This window comes from Brumimicrobium sp., from assembly GCF_048268645.1.
Lineage (GTDB): Bacteria > Bacteroidota > Bacteroidia > Flavobacteriales_D > Crocinitomicaceae > Brumimicrobium > Brumimicrobium ulvae.
In genome coordinates this window covers 173,515-194,146 of the sequence record NZ_JBLWVE010000004.1, presented here as the reverse complement: position 1 = coordinate 194,146, position 20,632 = coordinate 173,515, and the positions used below count along the sequence as shown (strand labels likewise).

Here is a 20,632-nt window from a genome sequence, read left to right as displayed (position 1 = left end):
ACCGATAAGAGATTTAATCAGGGGATAGGCCTCGAATACCTTGCGCCGCGAATAATTCACTCTTATCGGTTGGTTGTTATTCATTATTATTAAGCTTAAGATAAACATAATCTAAAAGCTCTAAATAAATAACAATACAAACTAAGGGCTGCCGCGAGATTTAGCGCAGCTTCTCGTGGCCTAGGATTTCCATACATAAATCTCCAAGCTGTTCCGCTGCCTCTAAGACTTTCTTAACAAAATCCTACAAAAATTGTATCCACATAAAAAAAATAAAATAAAAGTTTCTTCTCTTCAAAAGCAAAAAACTCCACAAATTAAAATAATCACAGAACAGACAATTTAACAAGTTTATCTTCAATAAAAAAGAGGCGTATCTTCAATTACGCCTCTTTTTTATATGAGTATTTTGGGTTAATCAACCAGTTCTTTTTCGAATGCTTCTTTTAATATGCTAACTGCAAAATCAATCTCATCTTTGGTGTTGTAACGTGAGAATGAAAATCTAACGTTTGGACGAGATGTATCAGCATGGATTCCTTCCAATACATGAGACCCTTTGTTGCTGCCAGAAGAACAAGCAGAACCTCCCGAGCATGCAATACCTTTGAGGTCTAGGGTAAACAATAACATGGCTGCTTTAGATGTTTTTGGAAGACAAACATTGACTACCGTATACAAACTGTTTTCTGGTGTGGTGTCTCCATGAAAATCAACATTCTCGATATTGGCTTTCAATTGTTCAATCATATACGATTTAAGATTCTGAACATGTTGTTGGTGTTCTTCTAGATCTTCATAGGCAACTTCCATTGCTTTTGCTAATCCTACAATTCCGTATAAATTTTCAGTTCCTCCTCTTAATCCGCGTTCTTGAGCTCCACCGTGAATAAATGGAAGTCCTTTGATGTTGTTGTTAAGGTATAAGAAACCAACACCTTTTGGACCATGAAATTTGTGTGCAGCGCAAGTGATAAAGTCAATGTCTAATGCTTTTAAATCGAATCGATAGTGGGCCATTGTTTGCACCGTATCTGAATGAAAGTAGGCATTGTGTTGACGACATAATTCACTGACTTGTTCCAAAGGCAATAAATTTCCAATTTCATTATTTCCATGCATCAAGGAAACCAATGTTTTTTTGTCGCTTTTAGCCAATAACTCTTTAAGGTGATCAATGTCAACGTGTCCATTTGGAAGTAGCCTTACCAAAGCAAATTCTAGTTGATTTTTCTTACAAATGTCTTCAACCGTATGAATTACCGCGTGATGTTCAATTTCAGAAGTAATAATACGCTCAACACCTAATTCATTAACAGCGATATTAAAAACCATGTTATCTGCTTCTGTGCCTCCAGAAGTGAAAATAATTTCAGAAGGCTTAGCATTTAGATAGCCAGCTACTTTTCTTCTTGAAGTTTCAATTGTACCTTTTGCTTGTCGTCCAAAAGAGTGAGTTGAAGAAGGATTACCAAATTCATTTTTTAAATAAGGAATCATTTCTTCATAAACCTCTGGGGCAATAGGAGTCGTTGCTGCGTTGTCTAAATAAACTTTCTTCATGGTGTTCAATTCAAATATTGTTGTACAGTTGTGTATAGCGGTTGCAAATTAAGTGAAAACTTGATTTTAACCGAAAAAACAGCTTTAAAAAAAGTGGATTATCGTATTCTTATGATAGAATAGTTTCAATCTCAGCCATAATATTTTTGGCCAACTGATCTGCTTTTACGTCGTTTTCACTTTCAGCATAAATCCTAATGATAGGTTCTGTGTTACTTTTTCGTAAATGAACCCATTCTTTTTCAAAATAAATTTTCACACCATCTGTTGAGTCTACTTCTTGTTTACTGTACCTGTCAGCCATTTTTACAAGAATTTGATCTACGTTAGTTTCAGGTGTTAACTGAATTTTGTTTTTAGAAATAGTGTACTTAGGGTAACTGTCTCTTAATTCTGTTGCTTTTAATTTCGTATTGGCCAAATGCGTTAAAAATAATGCAATTCCAACCAATGCATCTCTTCCGTAGTGAAGTTCTGGAAGAATTACACCACCATTTCCTTCTCCACCGATTACTGCATTGACTGCTTTCATTTTCTCAACTACGTTCACTTCTCCAACTGCAGAAGCGTAATATTGATGTCCGTGCTTTTCAGTTACATCTCTCAAGGCACGTGTAGAAGAAAGGTTTGAAACCGTAGCTCCACCTTTTTTAGAAAGTACATAATCTGCTACTGCAACCAATGTATATTCTTCACCGAACATTGTTCCGTCTTCACAAACCATCGCCAAACGGTCAACATCTGGGTCAACCGTGATTCCTAAGTCAGCACCATGCTCAATAATGGCTTGAGATAAGTCTTTCAAGTGCGCAGGTAATGGCTCTGGATTGTGGGCAAAAACACCTGTAGGTTCGCAGTGAATTCCGGTTACTTTCTTCACACCTAATGCGTCAAGTAATAAAGGAACAGCAATTCCACCAGTTGAATTGACAGCATCAACGATGATAGAAAAATCAGCTTCTGCAATCGCCTTTGTATCTACATACGGAAGACCTAAAACAGCGTCAATGTGTTTTTGAATATACTCGTTGTTTTGGGTTAACTTCCCTAATGAGTCTACGTCAGCAAAGTGAAAAGCTTCCCTTTCAGCAATGTCAAGCACTCTTTCGCCTTCAGCACCAGAGATGAACTCTCCTTTTCCGTTCAGCAGTTTTAAGGCATTCCATTCTTTAGGATTATGACTCGCTGTAATAATAATTCCACCGTGTGCTTTCTCCATCATTACTGCCATTTCAACAGTTGGTGTGGTAGATAAACCTAAATCAATAACATTAATTCCTAAACTCCTTAAAGATGCAATAACTAAACTGTTCACAATGGAGCCAGATATACGCGCGTCACGACCAACCACTAATGTTAGTTTTTTCGCATTGTTTTCTTCCTGCAACCACGTTCCGTATGCTGATGCAAATTTAACGATGTCAAGAGGGGAGAGTCCTTCACCGACTTTACCGCCTATTGTTCCTCGAATTCCTGATATTGATTTTATTAAGGTCACGATTATTATTTTTTAAATTGATTTCTTGAAGTGCACCATTTTCAAACAAGCAATAGCTGCTTCCACTCCTTTGTTTCCATGTTTTCCACCAGAGCGATCAATCGCTTGTTGCAATGTATTGTCTGTGAGTACGCAAAAAATAGCAGGTTTATTGTATTTTAATCCTACGTCTTTTACACCATGTGCTGTTGCTGAACAAACAAAATCAAAGTGTTTTGTTTCTCCTTGAATTACAGACCCGATTGCTACAACGCCATCGATTTCGTCTTTTGCTAACAACCATTGCGCTCCAAGCGGCAATTCAAAAGAGCCAGGAGTGAAATGAACATGAATATTTTCTTCTTTTACACCGTTTTCCAAAAGGGCTTCTTTAGCTCCTTCGAGCAAATTGAGCGTAATATTTTCATTCCATTCTGAAACAACAATGCCGATATTAAAATCGGCACCGTTTGGTATACTGTCTTTATCGTAATGCGATAAGTTTTTATTTACTGTAGCCACAATTATTCAATTATAGAGTTTTCAGCTCTTGTAATAAATTTATCAATTCCCTTTTGACTCGCAAAAGATAAATAGTTTGTTTTGATGATTTTGTAGTATTCTGCCGCTTTAGAAAAATCTCCAGCCTCCTCAGCATTCAATCCGGCTTTGAAGTAAAATAAAGGTGTAGTCGTTTCGTTTTCGACACGCTCAGCAGCTTTAATGTACATCTTTACAGCATTTTGGTAATCACCTAACTCTGAATAACAATCTCCTTGCGTTCCGATTGCCAATGTCATTAGGTAAGTATCATCAAGCTTAACACCTTTCAAGGTATTCAATGCCAACTCATAGTCACCTTGTTCAAAATACAAGTTCCCTAATGCGTATTGAGATACTTCACCACCTTTATATCCATTGTATTCAGAAGCCAAGTATTCAAACTCCTCTGTTGCCAGTTGTGTTGAATCTTTTTCTAAATACAAGATACCGTTAGCAATCTCTGCTTTTGATGCTTCTTCGTTTGGACCCGAAACAAATTTCTGGTAAGACAGTACTGCAAGCACTATAACTGCAATTCCTCCAACTGCGTAAGTGGAGTATTTAAGGATCTTGTTTCCCTTAAACTGTTCGATAATTTCTTCTTTTGTAATGTTATCACTCATAATTAGCTATTTTAAGCGAATGCAAAAATAAGTTTTTTTTTCATCCAAAGCGAACTATTTATAAAAAGTCCTGTGTTAAGAACTAAATTAGATTTTCTTTCTCTCGATAAAACCCATTAAATTCTTACAATTTCTCTATCTTTACAGCGTGAGTAATCATCTATTTGTTTCGAAATTGAGCTTGATTAATTTTAAAAATTATAAACAAGCTGATCTATCGCTTTCGCCCGATATCAACTGTTTTATTGGTGAAAATGGAGCTGGTAAAACAAATGTTTTAGACGCAATTCATTATTTAAGTATGTGTAAATCTTACTTGAATCCTATTGATAGTCAAAATATTTTATTTGATGAATCTTTTTTTGTCATTCAAAGCATTTGGAATAGAGAAAATAATGAAGACAGTGTTTATTGTGGGGTGAAAAAAGGCCAAAAGAAGGTTTTTAAAAAAAATAAAGTCACTTATGAGAAGCTAGCAGACCACATTGGTCAGTTTCCAACAGTGATGATTTCTCCTTATGATAGAAACTTAATTCTCGAAGGAAGTGAAGTGAGAAGAAAATGGATGGATGGAATTATTGCTCAGTTTGACCGTAACTTTTTGAATGATTTAATCAAATACGGAAAAGTGCTTGCCCAAAGAAATGCACTTTTAAAAAACATGTCCAGTTATGGTTTTTTTGATCGCGAAAGCATCAGTGTTTGGGATGAACAATTAATCGCTTGTGGGAAAACGATTCATGAAGCTAGAAAAAGAATTATAGACGAGTTTATTCCGATTTTTCAAAAGTATTATAATTGGTTGTCGAGTGATAAAGAAGTGGTCAGCTTGGATTACCGTTCTCAATTGTTTGACCATTCCTTTGAGGAACTCCTGAAACAAGCTGAACGTCAAGACCAAAGAAAGCAATATACCACTGTGGGTACACATCGGGATGACTTTATATTTACAATAAAAGGTCATCCAATCAAGAAATTTGGTTCTCAAGGTCAACAAAAGTCCTATTTAATTGCCTTAAAATTGGCGCAATACGAATGGTTGCTGGCACGATTAAATCGTAAACCGGTTCTCCTACTGGATGATATTTTTGATAAATTAGACAATGAAAGGGTAGAGCGTTTGATGCAGATGGTGAGCGACCAAGATTTTGGACAAGTTTTAATCACCGATACAGATCAAGACAGAATTGCGCGAATCTTTGAAAGAAACGAAATTGAATATAAATCCTTCTTCATTGAAGACAATACTGTTGTTGAAACAGCGGCTAAAACGAATGTTATATGAAAGAGAAAGAACGTAATCAGAAGGACCAAGGAATAGATAAAATCATTGATAAAATGATGAAAGCTTGGGGATTAGAGGGGAAGATGAAGGAGATGGACGTGATTAATGCTTGGCCTGAGCTAATGGGACAAGGAATTGCACACCGAACCGAAAAACTGTACATTAGAAATAAGGTATTGCATATAAAACTTAATTCTTCTGTGATGAGGGACGAACTGCATTATGGAAGAAACGTTATCATTCAGCGTGTAAATGAATTTGCAGGTACGAATATGATCAATGACATCTGGTTCGAATAGGAGGCAAAATTAACTACCAATACATTACTTTTGCTAACTTACAGCGACTTATGTTCTCTAAAATCAATATTAAATCGGAACTGGTAAAATCGGCACTTGTACTTTCTTCAGGTACAGTCTTGGCACAAGCCATAAGCTATTTACTTACCCCATTCATTACCCGACTTTATTCGCCGGAAGATTTCGGAATATTTGGAATGATGATGCGTATCGTCGCTTTTCTTGCCGTTGTTGGTGCAGCGCGTTATGAATACGCTATTCCTTTACCGAAAAAGAATGCCCATGCTTTCCATTTGTACCGACTTTCTTTGCGCATTCTGGTTTGGACTGTTGCTCTGACCTTGGTAGGTGGATTGGTTTATTGGGTCTTTAAAGACAATTCCAATAGCATGTTGTTCTACATTGTGTTGATCGCTGCAATCACTGGCTTTACTGTGTTTATTAATATAGGTCGACATTGGGCCATTCGTATGAAATGGTTTAAAAACATTACGGTTTCAACCATTCTGACATCGGCAACGACCAATACTGGGAAGTTACTTGCAGGATTAGCAGGACTTGGAGTGATTGGTTTGGCGGTTTCAACATTGATTGGACTCATTGTGGGGAGTCTTGTCTTTGTCTTTGATGCTTTTGGTATTTATAAAAAAGAAGGTCATCAAAAATCTGATGCACGAAGAGCGGTACTCGCCAAACAATACAATGAGTTCCCAAAGGTAAATCTTCCCCATGCCTTAGTAGACGCCAGTAGAGAGTTGCTTATTGCTTTCTTTTTAACGCTGTATTTAAGCACAACCGTATTTGGATCCTATGACCATTCTTTTAGAATGTTGAAAATTCCATTACTGTTAATTGGAGTTGCTATAGGGCAAGTATTATATAATCGCATCTCCGTTGATTTCGCCAAAAAGAAAGCAATTTATCCCTTATTGAAGAGGTCGGTACTTTTATTGACCTTGATTGGGATTTTGCCTTTTACTGTAATTTACTTTTTTGGTGCGCCCATTTTTACTTTTGTTTTTGGTGAACAATGGACCTTGTCCGGTGAAATAGCAGCTGCATTGTCGCCTTGGTTAATGGCTAACTTTGTTGCCTCTTCCATTTCAATGGTGCCTTCTATAATTGGTAAGTTGCGCTGGTTCTTTTGGATTGGAATAGCCACTACAGGTATTCAACTCTCGTGTTTTGTCTTCTTTCCTGATGTAATGAATGTGCTTGGATTGACAGAAATAAACATGTTTGAAAGTATTTCATGGGTGATGTTTGTGCTCTTTTCAATCAGTACCTTGTGGCTGTTGAAGATTGTGAAAGGTTTGGATGAAAGGATTTAGCAATTCTTTTTATTGCCTTCGTTAAGCGATTATTTTTTGTAATTTTGAATGGTGGGGGTGATGATTTTATATTTGAAATAATACCATTAGAGACGGTGTTTAATTATTGATTTAAAGATGAAACGATTATTGTTTGTGTTTGGTGTTCTATTTTTTACATCTAGCTGTGAAGATACAAAGTTGACGAAAATTTCAGATTCTAATTTCATTGGAAACTGGGAGCTGAAAGATCGCGGAATTCTAGAAGGAATAGAAATTGAAATAGCTAGAGATGAAAAAGGTGAGTTGCATGGTGAAATAACAAAACTCAATGACAATAAATATGTCAATCTATTCATGGAAGTAGGAGATCAGTTGTTGACTGGAATCAGGCGAAATTCAAATTATGAGTTTACGATTACAGAAAAAAAGATAGCAGCACCTCTTTTTTCAATTTATGGACAAAGCACATCAAAAGACTATAAATCTATCTTCGATGGAGAGAATAAAATAGTATTAGGCAAGAAAGGAGCTGAAGGATTTTATGTGAGAATTCTAGATTGATGAATGTTGTGTTTGTCAACCATTTATCGCTCTTCATCATAATCAAAACCATCTTCTAAAATACGTTTTCGAGTGGAATCAAAGTGTGAATTGATTGGCTGCGCTGCAGTTGCACTGCTGCGCACTATTTTATTTTATGAAAACACTGGTTATCATGATGTCTAATCCAAATATTTGATTTAACTTAATAATACAAACTTAAATCAAATCATATGAAACAAGGAGTCAAATCAAACAGACCATTAAAGAGATAGGCTGCAGCAGTGCAACTGCAGCAGAGCGGGAATGAGTTAATTTACTCATCATAATCAAAACCATCTTCTAAAATACGTTTTCGAGTGGAATCAAAGCGTGAATTGACCAGACTTTTCTCAGGAACAAAAACAGCACTGTTTATTTTCGCTAAATCAATCAGGGTGTGGAATAAATGATCGGTAACATAAGGAGTGGATTTTCTCGTGCGCATTAAATCTAGCATTGCTGAGTTGTTTTTTCGATAATGGTCAGAACCCCAAATTACGAATGGGATTTCAACATTGGATTTGGGTAATTTCCCTGCATAATCGTGACCTAAATTCCCGCCTTCATCATAAATGTTTTCACCGTGATCAGCAGTGTACAGAACAATTGCATTCTCTGTGTTTTGATCTATGATTTTCAATAAAGAGTCTACAACGTAATCGTGGTACAGCATGCTGTTGTGGTATTCAGCTATGGTTTGTGATTTATCGTCATTTCCACTGAATTGCGCAAAATCTGTAGGATAACGATTTTTAAACGCAGAGTGATTTCCCATCATGTGAATGACTATAAACTGAAGTGAGTCATCACTTTGCAGCATTTTTTCTGTAGGCTTGAAAAGCAATTCGTCATACGATTTCATTTGTGTTGATTCCATTGAGTTGCTGCTGGATAGGTTCACAAAAACCGGATGGGCAGCTTTACGTGCAAAGACTGTTACCATGTTTTCCCAAACTCCAATTGGGGATTGATTTGAAACCCAATAAGTGGAATAACCCGCCGAAGCAAAAACATCCATAATGTCTGTAGAGGCACTTAGTGGAATGTTATTGTCAAGCGCTGAAGCTGATAAACTGGTCAAGACTGATGAAATGGTATTGGAATAGGAGGAGACTACATTGTCAAAAACGATTAAGTCTTCGCGTTGACTTAAAAGTGGAGTAGTTTTTCTTGCTGCTCCATATAACTGCATGTGATTTCTGTTGCAAGATTCTCCCATAATCAAAACAACAGTTTGCTTTTGATCTGTAGCTTTGGCTTCTACGAACCGAATAGCTTCGCTGTTTTTGGCGGTTTTGAATAGGTCCAATTGATTTTGGAAAGTAATGGCGACTTTCACCAAATTTGGTAGTCCTTTTCTAACCAATCTGTCGTTTAAAGCATTTTCTAAAATGAAACCAAAAATCCCCAAAAGAAGTACACCGTAAACATAGGTTCTAAAAGGTAATCCAGCATAAATCGGACGTTTTTTCCAAGCCAAAAAGAAGAAGAGGAATAATGGAGTAATCAAAAGTAGGTTGAATCCGATTTTTATACTCAGGAAATCAAAACTCTCACTGTAGTTGGTGGCTGAAATTACGAATAGGCTAGAGGTTGAGAGTGGACCTTTTAAAATAATCCAATGTAGGCCTTCGATAAGTGAGAAAAGCGTGGCAACGACAAGGACAGTTCTGTAGAGGGCTGTGCTTTTTAACACCCGATAAAGAATCACAATCAGTGTTTGCCAAATGAAATTAATCATGACCAAACGAGGTGAAACTAAATCGCTATTGATGAATAAACCAATGATTAATGGAAAATTCACAATCAATGTAAGATAGAAAGGAAAAATTTGATTGATAGTACCGAGTAGCGATTTCATTATTCTAAAATGGGGCTGTTAAAAGCCTGAAGATAGTAAGAATATTTTTCTTCTCTTCCTCTGTGTGAATCATGTCTTGCCAGCTTAAAGGACGCTTTTCTTCACTCCATTTGAATTGCTCCACGCGTTCTTCATCTTTTTTTATGTCCTTCATCGGGTACAGCATACCGTCTGGACTTTCTCTATATGTTGCAGTTTCAATATCACCATCTTTAAATCCTAGGCTGATGTTAGCAGCGTAGATGCGATTCATTCCTTTTCTGTTGACAACAATAACGGTATCGTTTTCTTCTTCGTCTTCTAAAAAATAAATGGTTTTGGCATTTCCTTCGATATCCACTCGTTTAATCTGGGTAGAATCAAAATATGCATTCATCGTAGTACCTGCAACTTGATTATAATAGTTTGTAGAATCTACATGTGTAATGACCAAACCTTGCTTTCTTAAAAAAGCACGTTGAATTTTATTATCTTTTTCATAAATGGTAATGGTATCACCTGAAAGTTGTGCTTCTTTAGCCCATAAGGTGGGTTCGCTATACATATTCATTTCACCGAGATTCCTGTCGTAAATTAAAGAATCACAAATTCCTTGCATATCGCCGCGATAAAGTTTTACATTGTAGTAGGCTTGCATTAATGAAGGATCTCCAAGTGAGTCGGAGTAATTGAACAATGTATCTGCATGGATGTAGAGTGTATCTTTATCATCAAAGCGTTTGGCTAATGCGTGTCCTGTAATAAAAGCAAACTTCTTTTTATCGTCATTAACGGCATAGTCGCCCTGGAAAGCAACTTTGTTTGTGGTATCGATGATGTGTACATTTTTTTTCCCGATATAAAGGCTATCAGTAGCGGAATAATATAAACTGTCTCCACCAATGTAAATTTCTTTTCTATCGATGTAAGCATTCTCTTCGAAGACTCCAATATCTTTGTTTATATCATACCAACCTTTTTCACAATACATCAGACTTTGATCATTTTTGATATGTGTTGGACCAAAAAAGAAAGCTTTTTTGCTTCTTCCGTTAAATTGAAGTGTATCTGTAGTAATGGTGTATTCGTCGTTGGAGTAAACAACATCTTTACTGAAGTTGAACTGTTCTGAATTCGGATAAAAATATCCTACGACACTGCTTAATTGGTCACTTGAAGAAATACTGGTAATTAACCCTTTGTTTTTATATATCCCTACATTCTTTTTAAAGTCGTAGTCGAGGGAGTCTGTGGTTAGTTTATACTCGTTATTTCTCACCCTAACATTTCCATACATTTTTGCATAATCTTTTTTAGTATCAAAAAATAAAGAGTCGCAAAACATGTTGAGGGTATCTTGTTTATTCAGGTGAATATTTCCATAGGCCCGAATGGTATTGTGCACCAAGTTATAGTATGCCGAATCGCAATAAAGGCGGGTATCTTGTTTCTCAAAAACAACATTTCCTTTAACAATATAGTTTCCTGTTTTACCATCCAGGCGAATTTCTTCAGAACCTTCCAAAAGTTCAATAAATTCTTGGTTGAAGGCTGTTCTTGGAAACAAAAAAATTGCGCTTCCAATTAAAAGCGCAATTTTTAATATGTTAAACTTCAGTTTCAATGATTACTTATTATTTAATGTTTGACTTCTATCAGGTCCAACAGAAACAGTTTTAATTGGCACTTCAAGTTCATTTTCTAAATAAGAAACATAGGCTTTCAACTCTTCTGGTGCATCTGCGAAAGAAGTCAGTTTTGTTGTATCCGTATTCCATCCTTTAAATGACTTATAAACTGGTTCTATTTCAATATCTGTAATATCAAACGGAAGATAATCAACTTTCTTGCCATTGATGATATAATGAGTACATACTTTAATTTCCTCAAATCCATCCAAAACATCAGATTTCATCATAGAAAGTTCAGAAGCACCGTTGATCATGATTGCATATTTTAACGCTGGAATGTCGATCCAACCACAACGCCTTGGACGTCCAGTTGTGGCTCCAAATTCACCACCAGCTTTACGGATTTCTTCACCTACTTCATCGTGCAACTCAGTTGGGAATGGTCCCGATCCCACACGTGTACAGTACGCTTTAAAAATTCCAATTACGTCTCCAATTCTTGTAGGTGCAACTCCTAAACCAGTACATGTACCAGCAGTAATTGTATTTGAAGAAGTCACGAAAGGATAACTACCAAAATCAATATCCAATAATGTTCCTTGAGCACCTTCAGCCAAGATGGTTTTGCCTTCTTTCATCGCTTTGTTGATGTAGTGCTCACTATCAATTGTAGTCAAGGATCTCAACAAATCAATTCCTTCAAAGAATGCCGCCTCTAACTCCTCAATATTATATTCAAATCCTTCGTAGTGGTCCAACATTCCTTTGTGCTTAGCAACAAGGTTGTCATACTTTTCTTTGAAAGTAGGAGTGAAGATGTCACCCACTCTAATTCCATTACGCCCTGTTTTGTCCATGTACGTAGGTCCAATTCCTTTCAGCGTCGATCCAATCTTTGAGTTTCCTTTTGCTTGCTCTGAAGCAGCATCCAGTAAACGGTGTGTTGGGAGGATTAAGTGTGCTTTATTTGAAATCAATAAAGTTTCTTTAATCGGTAGGTTAAACTTTGCAAGGTTTTCGATTTCGCGTTGGAAAATCACTGGATCAATGACTACTCCGTTACCTACAATGTTTAAAGTGTCTTTTCTAAAAATTCCTGAAGGAATTGTATGCAAAACATGTTTAATTCCATCAAATTCTAAGGTGTGTCCAGCATTGGGTCCACCTTGAAAACGTGCGATGATATCATATTTGGGAGTGAGTACATCAACTATTTTCCCTTTTCCTTCATCACCCCATTGTAATCCTAATAATACGTCTACTTTACTCATGCCTCTGGTGCATTTAATTGGTTAATGGCAGTTTGTTTGTCTGCCGAAATATTAAAAACTGTATTTAACTTTGAAATTTTAAAAAGTTCGCTAATTGTTTTGTTAGCATGGACAAGAATTAATTCTCCTCCTTTATTTCGAATGTGTGTAAATATTCTTAAAATGAAATTTAAGCCACTACTGTTGACCTGGTTTAATTCTTTTAAATCAATAATGAATTTTCGTTGACCTTCAGCCAATTTTTCATCAATGATTTCCATAGCATCTCCATATTCATCTTGCGATAAAATAGTTCCAGAAAATGAAAGGATACAAATTGAAGATTGTATTTGAATTTCGTAAGAAAAGCTCACTACTTATGTTTTATCAGATGAATTGTCAGTTACATTTTCATTTCTAACTCCATAAAAATAGAGTGAATGATGATCTATCTTTACGCCAAATACTTCTTCGATGGTCGATTTAATGTTTTGAATTCGTGGATCACAAAACTCTAATAACTCGCCAGTATCTGTTAAAACAAGGTGGTCATGCTGCTTAAATCCATGAGACTTCTCAAATTGAGCTATGTTCTTCCCAAATTGATGCTTACGTACAAGGTTGCAGGCCAAAAGCAAATCTATTGTGTTGTACAATGTTGCCCTCGACACACGGTAATTTTTGTTCTTCATTTTGATGTACAAAGACTCAATATCAAAATGTCCTTCGTAATTATATATTTCCTCTAGAATAGCAAAACGCTCAGGGGTTTTCCTGTGCCCATTCTTTTCTAAATACGCAGAAAATATACTCTTAACTGTTTCTTGTACGCTTTTCATACATTTATTGCATTAAAAAACAAAAATAAGGAAATTGTGAGATAGAACCTTCCTTTTCTGTAGAATTATAAAGAAGTTATGCACACCACTTTGAGAACAGCGCTTTTGAGTGAAATGTTTTGTGAATTTTTCTTTCCTGAAAACATGATACTGCTCAGTTTATAAACTTAATGTGATGAATGTTACCTTAACTAGTTGAAAATTATCTTATCTTCATTTTGTTGATTAATAGTGAATTAAAAAAATAAATATGGAGAAGAAAGTAATGTTGATCACCGGTGGTGCAGGAGGCTTAGGAGTCGCAACTGGAAATAAACTGAAGGAATACAAAATTGTTGTGGCGGATTTTGCAGATGATGTTGTAAATAAAACAGTGGATGAATATAAAAAGAAGGGCTTTGATGCTGTTGGCTTTAAAAGTGATATTACTTCTAAGGAAGAGGTTGAACAGTTGATCGCTTTTACGCAAAAACAAGGTCCGTTTGGTGGACTAATCCATACCGCTGGAGTAAGTGAGACTGTAAATAATGTTGATAAAGTTTTTAATATTAATCTTAAAGGTACAGCCTTAATTGTTGATGCTGTTTATGCTATTGCTGAAGAAGGATCGTCTATTGTTCTTTTTTCTTCAATGATGGGACATACTATTCCAGGGAATGAAAAACATGATGAAGCATTAAAAAATCCATTGAAAATAGATTCGCTTTCGGTAATTAAAGCGGTAGTGAAAGATGATTCTTCTTTGATGTACAATTATACTAAAAGAGGGGTCTTGTTGCTGGTCAAAGAAAATGTGATGCGTTTTGGAAAAAAAGGAAGTCGCATAAATTCTATTTCTCCTGGCGTTATTATGACGCAAATGGGATTGAAAGCAGCGGAGGAACATCCAGAAAAAATCAATCAACTGTTACAAATGACACCCTTGAATCGAACAGGTGAACCTGATGATATTGCGGATGTAATTAAATTCATGGTGAGTCAGGAGGCTAGATTTATTAGTGGAACAGACATTTTAGTCGATGGTGGAGTTTTGGAATCTATATTAAAATACAGTTTTTAGTCTGTTGGTCAAAAGTAAAAGAAGGAATACCTAAAGATATCAGTCGAAAGTATGAGAGGTTCTTAGTCGTAAGATCATTTCTAAGATTGAAGATTTTAGAAATGGAGAAATCTAATAGAAACACTTTTGGAATATCCGCTTGGAATCATAATTTCACTTCCCGCATTCGAAAGGTTTAGTGTGTCGATTGCAAATAATGAATGTCATAGTAGTTAAACAAAAAGTGCCGAAGGTACGGCATTTTTTTAGCCAAGGACGCAAGTCCTTGGTTAAAAGGTAAATAATAAAACAAATTCAAAATATTCGGCGAAATAGCGTGCTATTTCGCCGAATATTTTGAATTTGTGGAGTCACAACGTTATTAATATAGATGGACTAAAGCCCACCCAATAGTAGAGCATTTCGTGTTTCTAGAATTTTCAAACATATATTATCTACAATTGCGGGCTGAAAGCCTAGCTCATTTCAACGTACTGATGATGCGGCTTTTGCATCAGCATATTTTTACATCCTTCCGTAAAACATTGATTATTAAATTAATCTGTTCTTGTTGATCTGTTTTTGTTGATTTCATCTTGAAGTTCACGGCGAATTTTTTGTTCACGTTCTAATGAGCGTTTTCTTAATCCTTCTAATTCCTGTTCCGTTTCTAAGAATTTTGCTTTAGCTTCTTTGGTTTTTCTGTTCCCTTTTTTATAAATAAAGAATAGAATTAACGCGGTGAATACCAATAAAATAACAATGGTCCACATGATGGTACTGTACGATGATTTATTGGTTGAAATTCCCAAAATGTTGATGTTATCAACTTGCTTTTGTGTTTCTGCTAATTTTGTATTTAATCCTTCAATGACTTGTAGGCTACTGTCAATTTTAGCTTTTTGATCTGCAATCAACAGTTGAGAATTGCTTATTGTTTTCTCTAATACGTTAATTGAATCACGAATATCTTTTTGTAATATCTTTAATTTAGAATGCTTAATGACCTTATAAGCCTGATAAGAATTGGAGCTTTCGATTAATTCTTTAAATTGTTGATCGAGGTTCTTGTTTTCTTCGTTTTGACTAAAGCTGGTAAGGCTAAATCCAATAAATAATGCGCTAAGTAATATAATCTTTTTCATAATATTGGGAATTTGTGCTAAAATAGGTTTTTTAGTGGGTGGTGTTTTAGATAAACTACTAAAAAACTATAAAATTTAACTCTTTCTCAATGTTGTGGGAAGAATTACTGAGATGATTCATGGTAATCTAAGCTTCCTCTGCATGAAGTTTAAAGCTTACAATTTCTGGAGACATTCCAATTCTACCTGGAAAACCTAGATATCCGAAGCCTTTACTGACAAATAGATGTTGGTTGTTTTCAGTGTAATGGCCAAGCCATCTTTTGTATCTGTATTTTACTGGACTCCATCTCCAACCTGGTATGTCGACTCCAACTTGAGAGCCATGCGTGTGTCCACTTAATGTAAGGTCGAAATGTTTGGGGTGATTTCTGAGTAGATTCTCCCAGTGGTCAGGGTCGTGACTTAATAGAATATTGAATCGTTCTTGAGGAAGTGAATTTGTAGCTAAATCGATATCGCCATATTTCGGAAATGGTCCTTCACCCCAATTTTCAACTCCAATGATGTCAATTTGATCTGTCCCATTGTCAATTTGAATGTTTTCATTTTTCAATAAATGGAAACCTGTGTCTTTAAATATTTGGTCGAGATCGTCTAAGTTTTTTTGACGTTCTTCGGGAGAGTCAAATTTAACGTAGTCACCATAATCATGATTCCCTAAAATGGCATATTTACCGTATTTAGCAGAAAGATTTTTTAATGAATCAATATAAGGTAGCATTTCAGCCGCGCGATTATTGACTAAATCTCCTGTGAATACAATGATGTCGGGATTTGCTTTATTGATTAAAGACAAGCCTTCTTGAACAGCAGTTATATCGTCAAAACTTCCGGCATGAAAATCTGAAAACTGTACCACTTTTAATCCATCAAATGATTTCGGAAGTCTTTTCATGGATAGGTCTAGGCGCTTGACATGGAAATTATATTTTCCTTTAGTAACGGCGTAAATCGTCCCCAAAACAGGAATTGTTGCAATACCAAGCGAAACATTACGCACAAAATTCCTTCTGCTTGAGAATGTACTGGATTTTCCTTTCTTCGCGAAAACTTTGTGGTTTATAAATAGCAGAATCCTATACAGGTCTTCAGTTAAAAGAAAAGAAGCAGCTAAGAGTTTAGCGATAAAGAACCCCAAAGAAATTCCGAAAAAAGTATTGACGATGATATTGGCATTATAAATTCCAACTGAGCCTCTATAAAGGTTAATCGTAAAACCACTCAGGAACAAAATGGAAGAGAATGGAATCAACCATTTTAAATACTTAAAGTATTTTTTGTTGACCGTTTTGCGGTAGCCTCTCCAAATATATAAGTCTAGCACAACAAGCGATGCCAAGATCATTGAAAACCAAATAATATAACGATAACTCATTGTTGAATGTATAAGATTAATAACATTTCCTTTGACTCAATTGGCAAGACGAAATGTTAACTTAAGAACAATAAAATCATAAAAAGGTTCTATATTATTAAGTTACTTGCTTAAATAATCTTCTTCACTTTCTTGTGAAACATCATCCCATCTTTCTACACGCTGAATACCTTCTGTCATTTCGAATTTTTCGATCAATTCATCTAAATGGTACTTGTCCATTACATAAACTTGTATTTTACCTTCAAAAATTCCATCGGTAGATTCAAAGCTTATAGAACGCATGTTTACGTTGTGCTGGAAGGAAATGATTTCTGTGATTTTATTTACAATTCCTAAACCATCAATACCAATCAGTTTAAGTTTAGCAATATGTTCTTTGACTTCTTGGTTTTTCCATCTGGCACTGATGCAACGGTAATTCATTTTCCCCATCAGGTTCTCTGCATTTGGACAATCCGTTCTGTGAATTTTAATTCCATTACTCACCGTAATAAATCCAAATACAGAATCTCCAGGTAGGGGATTACAGCATTTTGCAAAGTCATAATCAATGTCTTTAAAGTCGTCACCGATTACTAATGTGTCTTTTTTACTATCAATACGCTTACTGATGTCAGTCGCGTGTTTGATCTTATTTGTTTTCGTTTCCTTTTCTACTTTCAGGACACCACCCACATTTTTAATTCTGCGCAGTTTAGATAAATCTACCTTTCCTTTTGCTATTCTGATGTATAATTCAGTAGCGGTAGGAACGTTGTAGTATTTCTCAAGGATGGAAATATTCTCGCTGATAAAACGAATATTGTGTTGTTTGAATTTACGGTCTAGAATTTCCTTACCGTCTTCTGCAATTTTATTTCGTTCTTCGTTAAGCGCAGCTTTAATCTTTTGTTTTGCACGACCAGTAATTGCAAATTTTAGCCATTCTTCATTTGGTCTTTGTTTACTTGAGGTGATAATTTCTACCTGGTTACCGCTTTTCAACTGATGGCTCAATGGAACCAGTCGTTTATTTACTTTGGCGCCAATACATTTCAACCCTATATCTGTATGAATGTCAAATGCAAAGTCCAAAGTTGTTGCTCCTGTTGGTAGTACGCGTAATTCTCCTTGTGGAGTAAATACATAGATTTCATCATTGAATAAATTGAGTTTAAATTCATTCACAAAATCCATTGCATCTTCTGAATGATTACCAATCAATTCTCGAATTTCGCCTATCCAACGGTCAAATTTATTCTCTCCGTTTTTAGACTCTTTATAATTATAATGTGCTGCTAATCCTTTTTCAGCGATTTGGTCCATTCGTGTTGAACGGATTTGTACCTCAACCCATTTCCCTTGTGGACTCATCACAGTGGTGTGCAATGATTCATAACCATTGGCACGAGGAGTAGAAATCCAGTCTCTTAATCGATCAGGATTAGGTTGGTAAAAGTCGGTAACAATACTGTAAACCCTCCAACAATCAGGTTTTTCTAATTCCTCAGGGGTGTCTAAAATAATACGAATTGCAAACAAGTCAAATACCTCTTCAAAAGGCACTTGTTTACTTTTCATTTTTCTCCAAATGGATGAAATTGATTTCGTTCTGGCTTTAATTTCAAAGACATATCCTTCGTTGGTTAAAGCTTCTTTAATTGGATGTGTGAATCTGCGAATAAAGCGTTGACGAACAGCATGTGTTGACTTCAATTTACTGCTCACCTCTCGGTAGGCTTGTGGATTCATGTACCTTAAGCACAAATCCTCCAATTCACCTTTGATGGTGTAGAGTCCCAAGCGATGGGCGAGTGGTGCATAGAGGAAATTGGTCTCTGAAGCAATCTTTAACTGTTTGTCAGGACGCATACTTTCCAATGTTCGCATGTTGTGTAGTCGGTCCGCTAACTTAATCAATACCACACGTAAATCATCAGAAATGGTGAGGATCATTTTTCTGAAGTTTTCCGCTTGAATAGAAACATTCTCGTCAAAAACTTCAGGGATTTTTGTTAATCCATCAATAACTGAACGTACTGTTTTCCCAAACAGTTCTTCAATGTCATCCAATGTAATGTAGGTGTCTTCAACGGTATCATGAAGCAAAGCGGCAATAACAGCAGTTGCTCCAAGTTCCATTTCTTCGGCGCATATTTTAGCAACCGCAATCGGGTGATATATATAAGGTTCACCCGATTTACGGCGCATATCTTTATGAGCTTCGACGGCAACATCAAATGCTTTTCTGATTTGTTTTGTTTCTTCTCGTGTACGGTTATTCTTCGTTACACGTAGCAAACTTCTGAACGCGTTAAGGATTTCTTTACGTTCTTGTTCTAAATCAATTTCCGGTTTATTTTCCACTCAGTTAAAGTAATAATAAAATGTTAATCTGCAGGCAATACTTTTGTAGATACCTCTCCAAATCCAATGCGTACTCCATTGGCATTACAATGTCCACGCATTACTACAGTGTCATGGTCTTGAATGAACTTACGTTCTGAACCGTCTTTCATTTTAAGGGGTTGTGTACCTCTCCATGACAATTCTAACATAGAACCAAATGAACTCTTTTCTTCTCCTGAAATCGTTCCTGAGGCCATCATGTCTCCACAACGAATGTTACATCCATTGACAGTATGGTGAGCCAACTGTTGTGACATGTTCCAATACATGTATTTATAATTGGATTTACAAACGATAGTTTCTTCACTTTTTTCTGGAATAATTCCAACTTCTAAGTTGATATCATAGTGCGCATCTTCTTTATACTCCAAATATGGAAGTACTTTTGGGTCTTGAACGGGGCCTTTTGTTTTAAATGGCTCCAAGGCGTCCATTGTTACAATCCATGGTGAGATTGAAGAAGCAAAACTTTTGGCTAAAAATGGTCCAAGTGGAACATATTCCCATTTTTGAATATCTCGTGCCGACCAATCATTCATGATGCACATTCCAAAAATATAATCTTTAGCTTCGTCTGTAGAGATGCTTTCTCCTAATGGTTTTCCATCGTAGGTAATAAAAGCCATTTCTAACTCAAAGTCTAATAATTTACAAGGTCCGAATACTGGATCTTGGTCTTCATTAGGCTTTTGTTGCCCTTTTGGACGTTTTATTGCTTGCTCGCTTGGAATTATAGAACTTGCTCTTCCATGGTAGCCTACAGGAATCCATTTCCAGTTAGGCAATAACGCATTGGCAGGATCTCTAAATAAAGTACCTACGTTAGTGGCATGTCCTTCTGAAGAATAAAAGTCGGTATAGTCTCCCACCTGAACAGGCATTAACATTTCTACTTTGTCAACGTCATGCAACACTTGGTCAACATGATGAGCATTGTTCGATAGATCTGTGTTTTCTTTGTTGAATAACTTAGACAAACGGTTTCTTAATTCAGTTGTCGCTGATTTCCCTTTTTTCATTAAAGGATTTAAGGCATCAGTTTGAAAGTCCGCTTGTGCAAATGGTAGGTTTTTGAAATAACCCAATACATACAATGCGTTCAGGTCAATAACTTTATCTCCAATTCTTGACCCTACACGGGCAGCTCCTTGCTTTGTCTTGAATATTCCAAAAGGTAAGTTTTGAATTGGGAAGTCAGAATTTGCATCTACTTCAATCCAAGATTTTAATGACGGGTCGTTTGCTTTGATCATTTTATTTTTGATTTGATATTGTTTCAAGCAAAAATACTAAAGTCTTTCGATTCATCAAAGTAGAGTGTGAAGTGTTTTTGAGGGAAAACGACGTCTGAGGTATATTGTTTAAAAACCTTCAGTAATATTCATGAAAAAAGGGCAGAAAACTATTGTCCTGCCCTTCAAATGTGTTTCTAAA

Annotated in this window: 18 protein-coding genes; 5 read left to right on the top strand and 13 right to left on the bottom strand. The window is 35.9% G+C overall.

The features are described from left to right. Positions 1-414: 414 nt before the first annotated feature. The 4 genes from ACN0U3_RS05790 to ACN0U3_RS05775 form a co-directional block, all read right to left on the bottom strand. The gene (locus tag ACN0U3_RS05790) at positions 415-1,563 is read right to left on the bottom strand and encodes a cysteine desulfurase family protein (RefSeq protein WP_417265489.1); all 1,149 of its coding nucleotides are present in this window, start codon (positions 1,561-1,563) and stop codon (positions 415-417) included. Between the two features lie 109 nt (positions 1,564-1,672). Further along, positions 1,673-3,061 (bottom strand): phosphoglucosamine mutase, encoded by a 1,389-nt coding sequence (gene glmM, locus ACN0U3_RS05785; RefSeq protein ID WP_417265488.1) that lies wholly within the window; start codon positions 3,059-3,061, stop codon positions 1,673-1,675. 12 nt (positions 3,062-3,073) lie between these two features. Then, positions 3,074-3,562, bottom strand: coding sequence for a 6,7-dimethyl-8-ribityllumazine synthase (gene ribH / locus ACN0U3_RS05780; RefSeq protein ID WP_299205717.1), 489 nt, complete (start codon positions 3,560-3,562; stop codon positions 3,074-3,076). A gap of 2 nt (positions 3,563-3,564) precedes the next feature. Beyond that, positions 3,565-4,206 (bottom strand): tetratricopeptide repeat protein, encoded by a 642-nt coding sequence (locus ACN0U3_RS05775; RefSeq protein WP_299205716.1) that lies wholly within the window; start codon positions 4,204-4,206, stop codon positions 3,565-3,567. Positions 4,207-4,354: 148 nt separating this feature from the next. Between ACN0U3_RS05775 and recF the strand changes: the two genes are divergently transcribed. The 4 genes from recF (at position 4,355) to ACN0U3_RS05755 (ending at position 7,664) form a co-directional block, all read left to right on the top strand. After that, positions 4,355-5,491 (top strand): DNA replication/repair protein RecF, encoded by a 1,137-nt coding sequence (gene recF, locus ACN0U3_RS05770; RefSeq protein ID WP_417265487.1) that lies wholly within the window; start codon positions 4,355-4,357, stop codon positions 5,489-5,491. Beyond that, positions 5,488-5,790, top strand: coding sequence for a DUF721 domain-containing protein (locus ACN0U3_RS05765; RefSeq protein ID WP_299205713.1), 303 nt, complete (start codon positions 5,488-5,490; stop codon positions 5,788-5,790). The genes recF and ACN0U3_RS05765 overlap by 4 nt, the downstream gene beginning before the upstream one ends. Positions 5,791-5,840: 50 nt before the next feature. After that, positions 5,841-7,121 (top strand): lipopolysaccharide biosynthesis protein, encoded by a 1,281-nt coding sequence (locus ACN0U3_RS05760; protein WP_417265486.1) that lies wholly within the window; start codon positions 5,841-5,843, stop codon positions 7,119-7,121. 117 nt (positions 7,122-7,238) lie between these two features. Next, the gene (locus ACN0U3_RS05755; RefSeq protein ID WP_417265485.1) at positions 7,239-7,664 is read left to right on the top strand and encodes a hypothetical protein; all 426 of its coding nucleotides are present in this window, start codon (positions 7,239-7,241) and stop codon (positions 7,662-7,664) included. A 295-nt stretch (positions 7,665-7,959) separates the two neighbouring features. Here the strand turns inward: ACN0U3_RS05755 and ACN0U3_RS05750 are convergent, their stop codons facing one another. From ACN0U3_RS05750 to ACN0U3_RS05730, 5 genes are read right to left on the bottom strand one after another with little or no spacing between them, the layout of a single operon-like run. Beyond that, complete coding sequence (locus tag ACN0U3_RS05750) at positions 7,960-9,546, bottom strand: phosphoethanolamine transferase (RefSeq protein WP_417265484.1); 1,587 nt, start codon at positions 9,544-9,546, stop codon at positions 7,960-7,962. Positions 9,547-9,550: 4 nt separating this feature from the next. Continuing rightward, complete coding sequence (locus tag ACN0U3_RS05745; protein ID WP_417265483.1) at positions 9,551-11,149, bottom strand: OstA-like protein; 1,599 nt, start codon at positions 11,147-11,149, stop codon at positions 9,551-9,553. Positions 11,150-11,152: 3 nt separating this feature from the next. Further along, positions 11,153-12,427, bottom strand: coding sequence for an adenylosuccinate synthase (locus ACN0U3_RS05740; protein WP_299205705.1), 1,275 nt, complete (start codon positions 12,425-12,427; stop codon positions 11,153-11,155). After that, complete coding sequence (locus tag ACN0U3_RS05735; protein ID WP_417265482.1) at positions 12,424-12,780, bottom strand: STAS domain-containing protein; 357 nt, start codon at positions 12,778-12,780, stop codon at positions 12,424-12,426. The genes ACN0U3_RS05740 and ACN0U3_RS05735 overlap by 4 nt, the downstream gene beginning before the upstream one ends. Before the next feature lie 3 nt (positions 12,781-12,783). Further along, positions 12,784-13,245 (bottom strand): Fur family transcriptional regulator, encoded by a 462-nt coding sequence (locus ACN0U3_RS05730; protein WP_299205703.1) that lies wholly within the window; start codon positions 13,243-13,245, stop codon positions 12,784-12,786. Between the two features lie 250 nt (positions 13,246-13,495). On the opposite strand from ACN0U3_RS05730, the gene ACN0U3_RS05725 reads away from it, so the two are divergent. After that, positions 13,496-14,305, top strand: coding sequence for an SDR family oxidoreductase (locus tag ACN0U3_RS05725; RefSeq protein WP_417265481.1), 810 nt, complete (start codon positions 13,496-13,498; stop codon positions 14,303-14,305). Positions 14,306-14,841: 536 nt separating this feature from the next. On the opposite strand, the gene ACN0U3_RS05720 is transcribed toward ACN0U3_RS05725, so the two are convergent. The 4 genes from ACN0U3_RS05720 to fahA all read right to left on the bottom strand — a co-directional run bounded on the left by ACN0U3_RS05720 (position 14,842) and on the right by fahA (position 20,451). Beyond that, positions 14,842-15,429 (bottom strand): hypothetical protein, encoded by a 588-nt coding sequence (locus ACN0U3_RS05720; RefSeq protein WP_417265480.1) that lies wholly within the window; start codon positions 15,427-15,429, stop codon positions 14,842-14,844. A gap of 127 nt (positions 15,430-15,556) precedes the next feature. Then, complete coding sequence (locus ACN0U3_RS05715) at positions 15,557-16,807, bottom strand: metallophosphoesterase (protein ID WP_417265479.1); 1,251 nt, start codon at positions 16,805-16,807, stop codon at positions 15,557-15,559. 102 nt (positions 16,808-16,909) lie between these two features. Beyond that, on the bottom strand, positions 16,910-19,156 hold the full coding sequence (locus ACN0U3_RS05710; protein WP_417265478.1) for a RelA/SpoT family protein: 2,247 nt from the start codon (positions 19,154-19,156) through the stop codon (positions 16,910-16,912). Between the two features lie 23 nt (positions 19,157-19,179). Then, on the bottom strand, positions 19,180-20,451 hold the full coding sequence (gene fahA / locus ACN0U3_RS05705; protein WP_417265477.1) for a fumarylacetoacetase: 1,272 nt from the start codon (positions 20,449-20,451) through the stop codon (positions 19,180-19,182). Positions 20,452-20,632: the final 181 nt, after the last annotated feature.

Coding starts and splice junctions, on each gene's coding strand:
- ACN0U3_RS05760 (WP_417265486.1), top strand. CDS start 5,841: ATGTTCTCTAAAATCAATATTAAATCGGAACTGGTAAAATCGGCACTT.
- fahA (WP_417265477.1), bottom strand. CDS start 20,451: ATGATCAAAGCAAACGACCCGTCATTAAAATCTTGGATTGAAGTAGAT.
- ACN0U3_RS05740 (WP_299205705.1), bottom strand. CDS start 12,427: ATGAGTAAAGTAGACGTATTATTAGGATTACAATGGGGTGATGAAGGA.
- ACN0U3_RS05750 (WP_417265484.1), bottom strand. CDS start 9,546: ATGAAATCGCTACTCGGTACTATCAATCAAATTTTTCCTTTCTATCTT.
- ACN0U3_RS05715 (WP_417265479.1), bottom strand. CDS start 16,807: ATGAGTTATCGTTATATTATTTGGTTTTCAATGATCTTGGCATCGCTT.
- ACN0U3_RS05725 (WP_417265481.1), top strand. CDS start 13,496: ATGGAGAAGAAAGTAATGTTGATCACCGGTGGTGCAGGAGGCTTAGGA.
- ACN0U3_RS05720 (WP_417265480.1), bottom strand. CDS start 15,429: ATGAAAAAGATTATATTACTTAGCGCATTATTTATTGGATTTAGCCTT.
- ACN0U3_RS05765 (WP_299205713.1), top strand. CDS start 5,488: ATGAAAGAGAAAGAACGTAATCAGAAGGACCAAGGAATAGATAAAATC.
- ACN0U3_RS05730 (WP_299205703.1), bottom strand. CDS start 13,245: ATGAAAAGCGTACAAGAAACAGTTAAGAGTATATTTTCTGCGTATTTA.
- ACN0U3_RS05755 (WP_417265485.1), top strand. CDS start 7,239: ATGAAACGATTATTGTTTGTGTTTGGTGTTCTATTTTTTACATCTAGC.
- ACN0U3_RS05790 (WP_417265489.1), bottom strand. CDS start 1,563: ATGAAGAAAGTTTATTTAGACAACGCAGCAACGACTCCTATTGCCCCA.
- ACN0U3_RS05775 (WP_299205716.1), bottom strand. CDS start 4,206: ATGAGTGATAACATTACAAAAGAAGAAATTATCGAACAGTTTAAGGGA.